General features: G+C 69.9%; 10 protein-coding genes. 9 read left to right on the top strand and 1 reads right to left on the bottom strand.

What is annotated here, in order from left to right:
- Window positions 1-199: 199 nt before the first annotated feature.
- A complete protein-coding gene (locus RSO68_RS00875; protein WP_315585094.1) occupies window positions 200-1,183 on the bottom strand; it encodes a calcium/sodium antiporter in 984 nt (327 codons plus the stop codon).
- Between the two features lie 109 nt (window positions 1,184-1,292).
- On the opposite strand from RSO68_RS00875, the gene RSO68_RS00870 reads away from it, so the two are divergent.
- The 9 genes from RSO68_RS00870 (at window position 1,293) to RSO68_RS00830 (ending at window position 11,870) form a co-directional block, all read left to right on the top strand.
- Window positions 1,293-2,642 carry a paraquat-inducible protein A gene (locus RSO68_RS00870; RefSeq protein ID WP_315585093.1) on the top strand — a complete coding sequence of 450 codons (1,350 nt, stop codon included), beginning with the start codon at window positions 1,293-1,295 and terminating at the stop codon, window positions 2,640-2,642.
- Window positions 2,639-4,339, top strand: a complete 1,701-nt coding sequence (pqiB, locus tag RSO68_RS00865; protein WP_315585092.1) for an intermembrane transport protein PqiB — start codon at window positions 2,639-2,641, stop codon at window positions 4,337-4,339. The genes RSO68_RS00870 and pqiB overlap by 4 nt, the downstream gene beginning before the upstream one ends.
- Window positions 4,336-4,929: a PqiC family protein gene (locus RSO68_RS00860; protein ID WP_315585091.1), complete on the top strand. Its 594-nt coding sequence runs from the start codon at window positions 4,336-4,338 to the stop codon at window positions 4,927-4,929. Before pqiB ends, RSO68_RS00860 begins: the two co-directional genes overlap by 4 nt.
- A 140-nt stretch (window positions 4,930-5,069) precedes the next feature.
- Entirely contained in the window at window positions 5,070-6,377 is a 1,308-nt protein-coding gene (locus RSO68_RS00855) for a DEAD/DEAH box helicase (protein WP_315585090.1), read from the top strand.
- 98 nt (window positions 6,378-6,475) lie between these two features.
- Window positions 6,476-6,976 (top strand): hypothetical protein, encoded by a 501-nt coding sequence (locus tag RSO68_RS00850; protein ID WP_315585089.1) that lies wholly within the window; start codon window positions 6,476-6,478, stop codon window positions 6,974-6,976.
- Between the two features lie 6 nt (window positions 6,977-6,982).
- Window positions 6,983-7,516 carry a hypothetical protein gene (locus RSO68_RS00845; protein WP_315585088.1) on the top strand — a complete coding sequence of 178 codons (534 nt, stop codon included), beginning with the start codon at window positions 6,983-6,985 and terminating at the stop codon, window positions 7,514-7,516.
- 76 nt (window positions 7,517-7,592) lie between these two features.
- The gene (locus RSO68_RS00840) at window positions 7,593-8,753 is read left to right on the top strand and encodes an MFS transporter (protein ID WP_315585727.1); all 1,161 of its coding nucleotides are present in this window, start codon (window positions 7,593-7,595) and stop codon (window positions 8,751-8,753) included.
- A 32-nt stretch (window positions 8,754-8,785) separates the two neighbouring features.
- The gene (locus RSO68_RS00835; protein ID WP_315585087.1) at window positions 8,786-9,502 is read left to right on the top strand and encodes an ABC transporter ATP-binding protein; all 717 of its coding nucleotides are present in this window, start codon (window positions 8,786-8,788) and stop codon (window positions 9,500-9,502) included.
- Window positions 9,503-9,506: 4 nt separating this feature from the next.
- Entirely contained in the window at window positions 9,507-11,870 is a 2,364-nt protein-coding gene (locus RSO68_RS00830) for an ABC transporter permease (protein WP_315585086.1), read from the top strand.
- Window positions 11,871-11,913: the final 43 nt, after the last annotated feature.

The raw sequence follows: 11,913 nt of genomic DNA, 5'->3' as shown, positions 1-11,913 counted from the left end.
GCGTGGGGCTTGGACACCCTGCCGCATTCTGGTCGATCGGAGAAAGGTCACTCAACGTAGATGCTCGGCCTCAGGGGTGGTGAGATCGAAATCGCATGACCTTATTCTCATAATCGTCAAGCCATCATACTCCTCGGACTCGTCCCGGGGGGAGACAGTTCGCGACATCATGGCGTGTCGCGTTGTCGCAGCCCGATCCTCAGGATGCGCCGCCTCGGGCCACCAGGCTGATCATGTACGCGGTGTAGCCGATGAACATCGCCAGCAGCACGGCGCCTTCGACGCGGTTGATGCGCCCTGCCCGGCCGCGCCAGCCCATGGCGAAGATCGCCAGCATCACGGTCATGACCATCATCAGGCTCCAGTCGCGCAGCAGCACCTCGCGGCCGGCCTCGATGGGCGCGATCACCGCGGCCAGGCCCACCACCCCGAGGGTGTTGAAGAGGTTCGAGCCCACCACGTTGCCGAGCACCAGGTCGTGCTCGCCCCGGCGCAGCGCGCTGATCGAGGAGGCGAGCTCCGGCAGCGAGGTGCCCACGGCGACCACCGTCAGGCCGATCACCAGGTCACTGACGCCGAACCCCTGGGCGATGGCCACCGCCCCCCACACCAGCACCCTCGAGCTTGCCACCAGCAGCACCAGGCCCACCCCGGTCCAGACCAGGCCGGCCTTCAGCGACATGGGGTGCTCCGCCAGGCTCTCCTCGGTCTCGGGCCCCAGCACATCACCGCTCTGGCGCAGGCCGAGATAGATGCTGTAGCCGATGAAGGCCGCCAGCAGCACCAGCAGCAGCGCGCCCTCCAGACGCTCGATCATGCCGCCCCACAGCAGCGCGGCGGAGCCCAGGGTGACGGCGCCGAGCACCGGCAGCTCGCGACGCACCACGCCGGAGTGCACCGCCAGCGGCGAGATGAGCGCCACCAGGCCCAGGATCAGGCCGATATTGGCGATGTTGGAGCCATAGGCGTTGCCCAGCGCCAGGCCAGGGTTGCCCTGGCTGGCCGCCAGGGCGGAGACCACGAGCTCCGGGGCCGAGGTGCCGAAGCCGATCACCAGCATGCCGATCAGCAGCGGCGATAGCCCCAGTCGCGCCGATGTCGCCGCGGCCCCGTCGACGAAGCGCTCGGCGCTCCACACCAGCAGGACCAGGCCTGCCAACACCGCCATCGCGGGCACGATCATGTCATCTCCTCCTGAACATTCAGGCGTGCATGTTTGACTATGGTGCCCCCCGCGTCAACGTGACACACTTTCCGCGTGTCGACTTCATCGTCAGGAGAACCTCATCGCCGTGCCCAGGCCTGCCCTACGCGCCCCCAGCCTGCCCCGGGGGACCCCGCTGGTAGATCGCTCGCCGCCGGAGACTCGCACCTCACGGCGTCGGCTGCGCGCCTGCCACGAGTGCGACTGGCTGACGGCGCTGCCGCCGCTGCACGGCGGTGAGAAGGCCGAATGTCCACGCTGCGGCCACGTGCTGGCTACCCGCCACCACCGCCCGGCCCAGCGCAGCATGGCGCTGGCGCTGGCCTCGCTGGTCGCACTGGCGCTGGCCGTCTCCTTCCCCTTCATCAGCTTCACCGTCAGCGGCATCGGCAATCGCATCGAGCTGACCCAGACCGCCACCACCCTGATCGGCTTTCACCAGCCGCTGGTGGCGATCGCGGTGGTGCTGACCATCGGCGTGCTGCCCGCCGTCTACCTGGTGGGCGTGGTGTGGCTGCAGGCCGGGCTGCTGCGCGGCGATCCGCTACCGGCCAGCCGCAGCATCGCCCGCTCGCTCTCGCATCTTCACCCCTGGATGATGGCCGACGTCTTCATTGTCGGGGCCCTGGTCAGCCTCATCAAGATCGCCGGCATGGCCGAGGTGGGTCTCGGCATCTCCTTCTGGGCCTTCTGTGCCTTCGCCCTGCTGCTGCTGCTGACCACCCAGTCGCTGGACGCCGACTGGATGTGGTTCTCCCTGGCCGGCGAGCCCCTGGCCCCGGAGGGCGCGCGCACCGGCGAGACCGCCGCCCCCCAGGGGCTGGCCGGCTGCGCCACCTGTGGCCTGGTCAACCGCCTGGACGGCGAGGGCCACGGCCGCTGTCGTCGCTGCGGCGAGCGCCTGCATGCCCGCAAGCCCGATAGCCAGCAGCGCACCTGGGCGCTGCTGGCGGCCGCCACCCTGATGTACCTGCCGGCCAACCTCTATCCGATCATGACCACCACGAGCCTCGGCCATGACACCCCCTCCACCATCATCGGCGGCGTGGTGCAGCTGATGCAGATGGGCTCCTGGCCGGTGGCCGTGGTGATCTTCGTCGCCAGCGTGATCGTGCCGGTGGGGAAGCTGGTGGCCCTGGCCTGGCTGTGCCTGGTGGCCAAACGCAGCAACGAACTCAACGCGGCGACCCGCACGCGGCTCTACCGCCTCACCGAGTTCATCGGCCGCTGGTCGATGGTCGATGTCTTCGTGGTGGCGATCCTGGTGGCGCTGATCCGCGCCGGTGCGTTGCTGTCGATCTCCCCTGGCCCCGCCGCACTGGCCTTCGCCAGCGTAGTGGTCATCACCATGCTCGCCGCCATGACCTTCGACCCCCGAATGCTCTGGGACGCGCCGCTGCCGCGTGACGCCCGACCCGCCCAAGGATACTCGCCATGACCGACACCCCCGCCCCGTCCGAGCGAGACGGGCACCGCGCCCGCGCCACGCCCCAGGCGCGGCTGTCGCCGATCTGGATCGTGCCCATCGTGGCGATCCTGATAGGCGCCTGGCTGGTCTTCGACAACTACCGCAGTCGCGGGCCGGAAATCACCCTGATCACCGACAGCGCCGAGGGCATCGAGGCGGGCAACACCCTGATCAAGACGCGCAACGTCGAGGTCGGGCGCGTCGAGCGGGTGCACCTCTCGGAGGACCTGAGCCGCGCGGTGATCACCGCCCGCATGAGCCCGGACAGCGACGACATGCTGGTCGAGGACAGCCGCTTCTGGGTGGTCAAGCCGCGCATCGGCCGCGAGGGGATAAGCGGCCTGGGCACGGTGCTGTCCGGCGCCTACATTCAGCTCGAGCCGGGCCAGAGCGAGATCGACGCTCGGGAGTTCGAGGTCAGCGACCAGCCGCCGGTCTCACCGGCCGGCGCCAAAGGCTTGCGCATCAACCTGATCAGCCAGCTCGGCAACGCGCCTAGCGTCGGCGACCCGGTCACTTTCCAGGGCCTCACCGTCGGCCGCGTCGAGGAGGCCAACTTCGATGGCACCACCCGACGCATGCACCATCGCCTCTTCATCGAGAGCCCCTACCACGACCTGGTCACCGACGGCACCCGTTTCTGGGCCGCCAGCGGCGTCGACCTGCGTCTCGACTCCGAGGGCGTCCGGGTCAACATCGACTCCCTGGAGGCGCTGCTCGGCGGCGGCGTCACCTTCGGCGTGCCCGAGGATCTCCCCCAGGGCAGGCCGGTGGAGGCGGACACCACCTTCACCCTCCACCCCGACGAGGAGAGCGCCCGACAGGGCACCTTCAGTCGCTACCTGGAGTACGTGCTGCTGATCGAAGACACCGTGCGCGGCCTCTCCCGGGGGGCGCCGGTGGAGTTTCGCGGCGTGCGCGTCGGCACCGTGACTACGGTGCCCTGGCAGTTCAGCGCGCCCCAGCCCGATTCCCGCGACAATTTCGCCATCCCGGTGCTGATTCGCATCGAGCCCCAGCGCCTGGGCGTCGATGCCGAGTCCCTCGACCTCGAGCAGTGGCGGGAGCGCTTCGAACGGCTCTTCGGGCTAGGCCTCACGGCCTCGCTGAAGAGCGGCAGCCTGCTGACCGGGGCGCTGTTCGTCGACCTCAACTTCCAGCGCGACGAAGCGGGTAACGCCGAGATCGACTACGTCGCCGAGACCTTCGCCGAGCGCACCGTCTTCCCCACGACCTCCAGCGGCTTCGCCCAGATCGAGGCGCAGGTGACGGCCCTGCTCGACAAGCTCAATGGCCTGGAGCTCGAGCCGCTGCTGGCCGGGCTCGACCGCAACCTCGATGCCTCAGAGGCCACCCTCGAGCAGGTCAATGCGCTCACCGAAAGCGTCCGCGGCCTGGTCGAGGACCCCGGCATGCGCGAGCTGCCCAGCAACCTCAATGCCACCCTCGAGGCGCTGCGCACCACCCTCGAGGGCGTGTCGCCCGAGTCCCGCGCGTACCGCGACGTCAGCACGACCCTCGCGCAGCTCGAGCGGCTGCTGCGCGACCTGCAGCCCACCGCCCGTACCCTGCGCGACAATCCCAGCGCCCTGCTCTTCGATCGCCTGGACACCGAGGACCCGATCCCCCGGGCGCCGACCTCCCCCCAGCAAGGAAGCTCGCCATGAGCGCCATCAAAGCCCTTGCGGCCGTCCTGGCCGCGCTGTGGCTGGCCGGCTGCGCCACCGATGCCCCGCCGTCCAACCGCTACACCCTCCCCGATGACGCCATGGCGGCCCCCACTGGCGTGGCCGGGGCCGAGGCCGCCCACCGGCTGCGCGTGGCCCCGCCGACCCTGGCGCGCTTCCTCGCCGTCGACGGCCTGGTGCTCAAGCTCGACGACATCACCCTCAACGAGGCGAGCGGACACCTGTGGGCAGAGCCCCTCGGCCTGCAGCTCGAGCGCCGCCTCAAGGCCCGCCTGGCCGCCCGCCTGACGGAGACTCGCCTTCTCGGCGAGGCCGCCGGCGAGCCCCGGGAGCAAGCCGCCACCCTGCGCCTGACGGTGGACCGCTTCCACGGCCGCTTCGATGGCCAGGCGGTGGTGGCGGGCCAGTGGCAGCTCAACGACGCCGAGGGCGAGCTGCTGGCGCTCTCCCCCTTCGCGGTGGAGGTACCCCTGGCGCGGGACGGCTATCCCGCCCTGGTGCGCGCGCTGGGCCGCGGCTGGAACAGGGTGGTCGACGAGATCGCCGGAGAAATCAAACGGCTGCGTTAACTCACGCGCTATGGCATACTGCGCGCCACGCGGCGATCGATGGTCCCTCCTGCCGCGCCAGATTCCTTTTCCACGCCTTGGCCAGGGACTGACCACGTCGACACGACGCGGCGCGACCAAGGCGTCTCTGCGGAGACCGCATGACCTTTTCCGACCTCGGCCTGCGTGCCGAACTGCTCCGTGCCGTCGAGGCACAGGGCTATACCACCCCGACCCCGATCCAGCATCAGGCGATTCCCGCCGTCCTCAAGGGCGGTGATCTGCTGGCCAGCGCCCAGACCGGCACCGGCAAGACCGCCGGCTTCACCCTGCCGATGCTGCAGCGCCTCGCCGACGGCCCGCGCCCGGCGGCGCGCCAGATCCGCGCCCTGGTGCTGACGCCGACCCGCGAGCTCGCCGCCCAGGTGGGCGAGAGCGTGGCCGAGTACGGCCGTCACCTGACGCTCAAGTCCCACGTGATCTTCGGCGGGGTCGGCCAGCAGCCTCAGGTCGACGCCATCCGTAAGGGTCTCGACGTTCTCGTGGCCACCCCCGGCCGCCTGCTCGACCTGCAGCAGCAGAAGCACGTCGACCTCTCCAAGGTCGAGATCCTGGTGCTCGACGAAGCCGACCGCATGCTCGACATGGGCTTCATCCACGACATCAAGAAGATCCTGCGCGTGCTGCCCGAGAAGCGCCAGAACCTGCTGTTCTCGGCCACCTTCTCCAACGAGATTCAGGCGCTCGCCAACAAGCTGCTCGACGATCCGGCGATGATCGAGGTGGCGCGTCGCAACACCACCGCCGAACTCGTCGACCAGGCAATCTACCGCGTCGATCGCGAGAAGAAGCGCGACCTGCTGGCGCACCTGATCACCCGTCATGACTGGCAGCAGGTGCTGGTGTTCACCCGCACCAAGCATGGCGCCAACCGCCTGGCCGAACAGCTGTCCAAGCAGGACATTCCGTCCATGGCGATCCACGGCAACAAGAGCCAGTCGGCGCGCACCAAGGCGCTGGCCGCCTTCAAGACCGGCGACCTGCAGGTACTGGTCGCCACCGACATCGCCGCCCGCGGCCTGGACATCGAGGAGCTGCCCCACGTGGTCAACTTCGAGCTGCCCAACGTGGCCGAAGACTACGTGCACCGCATCGGCCGCACCGGCCGGGCCGGCAGCGAAGGCAAGGCGGTGTCGCTGGTCTGCGTCGACGAGCACGGCCTGCTCAAGGGCATCGAGCGACTGATCAAGCGCGACCTCGAGAAGCGCATCGAGCCCGGCTTCGAGCCCGACCCCAACGCCAAGCCCGAGCCGATCGAGAACGGCCGCGGCAAGCGCGGCGGCGGTGGCGGCCGCAACGGCCAGGGCCAGCGTCGCCAGGGCCAGGCGGCCGGCCAGCGCAGAGGTGGCGACGAGGCCCGTGCTCCCAGGCGCCAGCGCGGCGGCCGCGGCGGCTCGCGCCAGGCCTGACGGGCTGCCTGGCGGGCTACATCAAGATATGGGAATGTAGTCCGCCGGGCGTCGCGTCATCGACCGCCCCCGTCCACCCTCTACGTCAGGATGCATCCATGGATGACACGACCCTGATCAGCGACTACCGGCGCTGGCTGAGCTTCCAGCATCAGGCCCGGCTCGACCGCGAGCACCAGGCGGCGAGCCAGCGACTCGAGACGTCGAAGGTCTCCGCCACGCGCATGACCGAAGCCTATCGCAGCATGGCCGAGAAGGGCGCCAGCGAAGGCGCCAGCTATCGCACCCTCTTCCTGCGCGATCACGGCGATACGGCACTGGCCTGCGAGGGCTGGCTGTTCGTGCGCCGCGTGCTGGCCGAAGGCGGATCCACCCGGGTGCGCACCACCCTGCTGACCACCTTCACCCTTGGGTCGGGCCGCCTCGAGCCCGGCAGCCAGCCGGCCGAGAAGCTGACCCTGGAGATCTTCGATCAGCTGAATATCGATCGCGGCATGAGCAGCGTGGTGCGCGTCGACCGCACCGATGGCGGCCGCGACACGCGTTTCATCACCCTGCTCGACACCGTGCGAGGCGATCTGCGCCGCCATATGGTGTAGCCCGACATGCTCAAGCTGAAACGACTGTTCCACCGTCCTCCCGTCAAGGTCTGGGTCATCAAGCAGATCGATCGAGACCTGCTGCACCTGTGTGGCCAGGCCGAACTGGATCCCAAGGCCAAACGCAAGCAGGTACTCGCCGAGCTGGCGCGCGGCGAGTACCGAGGTGCCGTGCGCATGGCGGGGGGCGGCCTGGTCTTCAATGCCCGGCTGTTCGCGGCGCTGATACCGCTGGACGAGCTGACGCTCACCGACGATGGACAGGCCCACTGGCGAGAACGCCTGTGGCGCGTCAGCCAGGTGCCCCAGCGCTGCTGGAGCTTCGAAGGCTCCCTGATCGCCGAGCCGGCGAGCCATGTCGGCGGCTCGGGCCTGGTCAGCAGCGAGGATGTCTCGGGCATCCGCTCGCGCATCGATCCCGATACGCCGACGCTTCCCGGCGAGGTCACCTTCCGGGCCGAGGACGAGCTCGAGACGCCCGAACCGTTCGACTCGCGCTACGCTACCCGGTCGCTGAAGCGACGCGGGAGGCACCATTAGGCCACTTGATACCGACGCCGCGCGCCCCGAGGTTCGAGCCCTCGACTCTCGCCGCCTGGCGCTGTTCATCGGCTTGATGGTGCTGGTCGGGCTCAACCTGCGCCCGGCCCTCTCCACCCTGGCCCCGCTGCTGGCGCGCATCCAGCAGGATACGGGGCTATCGGCGCTGTCGATCGGCGCCCTGACCACCCTGCCGGTGCTCTGCCTGGGGATCTTCGCCCCGCTGGCGCCCTGGCTCGCCAAGCGCTTCGGCCCCGAGAACACCCTGGCCGCCGCCCTGCTGCTGCTGGCCGGCGGCCTTGCGCTGCGCGGCGTGCCGGCTATCGTCGCGCTGTTTGGCGGCACCTTGATGGTGGGCGCCGCCATCGGCGTGGCCGGCACCCTGCTACCGGCGCTGGTCAAGCGCGAGCTGCCGGCCGGGGCCGACCTGATGACCGGCGTCTATACCATGGCCCTGTGCCTGGGTGGTGCCCTGGGGGCGGGGCTCAGCGTGCCGCTCGCCGATCGGCTGGGGAACTGGTCCACGGGGCTCGCCAGCTGGACCCTGCTGGCGCTGGCCGCCCTGGTCGCCTGGCGACTGCTGATGCCCCGCCACGACGCCGCCAAGGCCGCGCCCGACACCGGCGGCTCCCTTCGCGAGCTGCTGAGCCAGCCGCTGGCCTGGCAGGTAATGCTCTTCATGGGCAGCCAGTCGTCGCTCGCCTACATCGTCTTCGGCTGGCTGCCCACCCTGCTGATGGCGCGTGGTTACAGCGAGGCCGAGGCCGGCTGGATGATGGGGGCCTCGGTAATGGTGCAGCTGATCTCGGCGCTGTCGGCGCCCTGGCTGGCGCGCCTGGGGGGCGACCAGCGCCCCGCCCTGCTGCTCGTGCTGACCATGGTCGCCAGCGGCTTCTGGCTGCTGCTGCAGGCGCCGGCCATGTGGCGCTGGCCCGGCGCCGCGCTGCTGGGCCTCGGCCAGGGCGGCGGCTTCAGCCTCGCCCTCACCCTGATCGTGCTGCGCACCGCCGACTCGCGGCTGGCCGGCAAGCTCTCGGGGCTGGTACAGGGCGGCGGCTACACCCTGGCCGCACTGGGCCCGCTGGCAATCGGCGTGATGCTACAGTTCGACGTGGGGCTGACCGTCCTGACCCGCGTGCTGCTGGGCATCGTCGCCGTCAGCATGGGCTTCGCGCTGTTCGCCGGGCGCAACCGTCGCCTGGAGGTCGACGACGCGGGACGGCTGCTCACCCGCTAGACTCCAGTCGAGAGGCGGGAGGAGCGCGGCGGATGGACAACGACAGCGACGTGGTCCTGACGACCCGAGGGCTGACCCGGCACTACCGCATGGGCGAGGTCACCATCCAGGCGCTGCGTGGCGTCGACCTCGACCTGCATCGCGGCGAACTCATCGTGATGCTCGGCGCTTCCGGCTCCGGCAAGTCGACCCTGCTCAACATCCTCGGCGGCCTGGACCGCGCCTCGTCCGGCACCGTGCACGTCGGCGACGACGACCTGACCCACGCCTCCCAGCGCCAGCTGACGGCCTACCGGCGCCATCACGTGGGCTTCGTCTTCCAGTTCTACAACCTGATCGCCAGCCTCACCGCCCGCGAAAACGTGGCGATGGTCACCGACATCAGCCGCGACCCGCTGACGCCCGAGGCGGCCCTGTCCCGGGTCGGACTCGAGGATCGGCTCGATCACTTCCCCTCCCAGCTCTCCGGCGGCGAACAGCAGCGAGTGGCCATCGCCCGGGCCATCGCCAAGCGACCCTCGCTGCTGCTCTGCGATGAGCCGACCGGCGCGCTGGACTCGCACACCGGCATTCGCGTGCTCGAGGTGATCGAGACCCTCAACCGCGAGTCCGACACCACCATGGCGATCATCACCCACAACGCGGTGATCGGCGACATGGCCGACCGAGTCGTGCACCTGCGCGACGGCCGTGTGGAGGGCATCACGGTGCCGACGCGGCGCCGCCGCGCCAAAGAGCTTCGGTGGTGAGCCAGTGAAAGCCCTGCATCGCAAGCTGCTGCGCGACCTCGGTCGGCTGAAGGGCCAGGCGCTGGCCATCGCCGTGGTGGTCGCGGGTGGGGTGATGACGCTGATCCTCGCGGTGACGATGCTCGACGCCCTGACCCGTGCCCAGGAACGCTTCTATGCCAGCCATCACTTCGCCGAGGTGTTCGCCGACGTCACGCGCGCACCGCTCGGGCTCGTCGAGCGCCTGCAGCGAGTGCCCGGGGTCAACCTCATCGAGGCGCGCGTAACCGCGCCAGTGAGGCTCAGGGTCCCCGACTTCGAGGACCCGGTGCGCGGCCAGCTGGTCTCGATTCCCGACGGCCGTCAGCCGACGCTCAACCGACTTCACCTAATAGCGGGCCAGCTGCCCACCGCAGGCCGCGAGGGGCAGGTGGTGGTGAGCGACGCCTTCGCCGAGGCCCACGGGCTCACCCCCGGGGACAGCCTCGAGGCGATCATCAATGGACGCCGTACCCGCCTGGTTCTCAACGGCATCGCCCTGAGCCCCGAGTTCCTCTACCAGGCCGGCCCCGCTGACCTGGTTCCCGACTACCGGCGCTATGCCATCCTCTGGATGAACCAGGAGGCGCTGGCCGACGCCTACGGCATGGAGGGCGCCTTCAACCAGCTCTCGCTGACCCTCCAGTCAGGGGCAGATCGGGAAACCATCATCGACGCCCTGGACCTGGCCCTCGCCCGCTACGGCAGCACCGGTGCCCGCACCCGCCACGACCAGCCGTCCCATCGCTTCCTTGAGGAGGAGCTGGATCAGCAGCGCGCCCAGGCCAGGATCCTGCCCACCATCTTCCTGCTGGTCTCGGCCTTCCTGCTGAATGTCGTGATGACCCGGATCATCCAGACCCAGCGCGAACAGATCGCCATCCTCAAGGCCTTCGGCTACCGCGACGCCGAGCTGGCACGCCACTACGCCGGGCTCGCCCTGCTGATCGTGCTGCTGGGCTGGGCACTGGGCGTGGGGCTCGGCGCCTGGACCGCCCGCTGGATGGCCGGCCTCTATGCCGACTATTTCCGCTTCCCCGAGATGCGTTTCCCGGTTCCGCCCTGGGCGCTTGCGCTGTCGCTGCTGTTGGCCGGCCTGTCGGCGCTGGCGGGCACCTGGCGGGCCGTCTGGCAGTCGGTCAGCGCACCGCCCGCCGAGGCGATGCGACCGCCGGCGCCGCAGCGCTTCCGGCGCAGCTGGCTCGAGCGCTCCGCGCTTCGCCATGCCCTGGGCGGTGAAGGACGGATCATCCTGCGCCAGCTGGCCCGGCAACCGGCCAAGATGGCCCTGTCGGTGATCGGCATCGCCCTCTCGGCGGGTCTCTTGATGATGGGCGCCTGGCAGATCGCCGCGCTGGACCAGATGCTGGACCGCCAGTACCGGGACCTCCTGCGCATGGACATCGAGCTGACCTTCAACGACCCCACCCCGGTCAGGGCCCTGGGCGAGCTTCGCCACCTGCCCGGCGTGCTGGCCGTGGAGCCCTGGCGCCGGGTCCCCGCCACCCTGATCCATGGCCATCGCCGCTACCGGACCAGCCTGACGGGGCTCGAGGCCACGCCGCGCCTGCGCCCGATCGTGGACGCGGCAGGCAACGCACAACCCCTGCCCCCCGAGGGCCTGGTACTGACCCGCTACCTGGGCGAGTGGCTGGGAGTCGGAGCCGGCGATCGCCTGGAGGTGGCGATCATGGAGGGCCACCGCCGTCGTCTGTCACTGCCCGTGGCCGCCCTGGTGGACGAACCGGTCGGGGTCGGTGCCTACCTGCGCCGCGATCGCCTCAATCGACTGATGCGGGAGGGTCCTGCGATCGGCGGGGCCTGGCTGCAGGTCGACGATAACCGGCGCGATGCCCTGATCGATGAGCTGCATGACCTGCCGGTGGTGGCGGGCATCGGCTTGATGGATGAGGCCGAACGCGGCGTGCGCCGCTACCTGGACGAGACGCTTCATGTGTTCGCGATCGTGTTCGTGGCCCTGGCCGGCTCGATCGGCTTCGGGGTGATCTACAACAACGCCCGGATCAGCTTCGCCGAGCGCTCCCGGGAACTGGCCACCCTGCTCGTGCTGGGCTACACCCGGGCAGAGGTATCACGGATACTGCTGGGGGAGATCGCCCTGCTGGGGGGGCTGGCCATCCTGCCGGGCTGGGCCTTCGGCGCAGCCTTCTGCACCCTGCTCAGCGAGGCGTTCAGCAGCGACCTATTTCGTATTCCGCTGATCTTCACACCGCGCCTCTTCGGCCTCTCGGCGGCCGGCGTGGTGGCGGGCTCGGCGCTGGTGGGGCTGCTGATGCTGCGCCGACTGTGGCACCTGGACAAGGTCGCCGTCCTCAAGGCGCCGGAGTGAGCCCCGCCCCTGCGTCCTCGACCGACCGTCGCCGACCGACATG

Source organism: Halomonas saccharevitans (assembly GCF_032333995.1).
Lineage (GTDB): Bacteria > Pseudomonadota > Gammaproteobacteria > Pseudomonadales > Halomonadaceae > Halomonas > Halomonas saccharevitans.
This window is presented reverse-complemented; position numbering and strand designations above follow the sequence as displayed.

Excerpts from the sequence above, each read along its gene's own strand:
- RSO68_RS00840 (WP_315585727.1), top strand. The coding sequence starts at position 7,593 with ATGGTGCTGGTCGGGCTCAACCTGCGCCCGGCCCTCTCCACCCTGGCC.
- RSO68_RS00845 (WP_315585088.1), top strand. The coding sequence starts at position 6,983 with ATGCTCAAGCTGAAACGACTGTTCCACCGTCCTCCCGTCAAGGTCTGG.
- RSO68_RS00860 (WP_315585091.1), top strand. The coding sequence starts at position 4,336 with ATGAGCGCCATCAAAGCCCTTGCGGCCGTCCTGGCCGCGCTGTGGCTG.
- pqiB (WP_315585092.1), top strand. The coding sequence starts at position 2,639 with ATGACCGACACCCCCGCCCCGTCCGAGCGAGACGGGCACCGCGCCCGC.
- RSO68_RS00855 (WP_315585090.1), top strand. The coding sequence starts at position 5,070 with ATGACCTTTTCCGACCTCGGCCTGCGTGCCGAACTGCTCCGTGCCGTC.
- RSO68_RS00875 (WP_315585094.1), bottom strand. The coding sequence starts at position 1,183 with ATGATCGTGCCCGCGATGGCGGTGTTGGCAGGCCTGGTCCTGCTGGTG.
- RSO68_RS00835 (WP_315585087.1), top strand. The coding sequence starts at position 8,786 with ATGGACAACGACAGCGACGTGGTCCTGACGACCCGAGGGCTGACCCGG.
- RSO68_RS00850 (WP_315585089.1), top strand. The coding sequence starts at position 6,476 with ATGGATGACACGACCCTGATCAGCGACTACCGGCGCTGGCTGAGCTTC.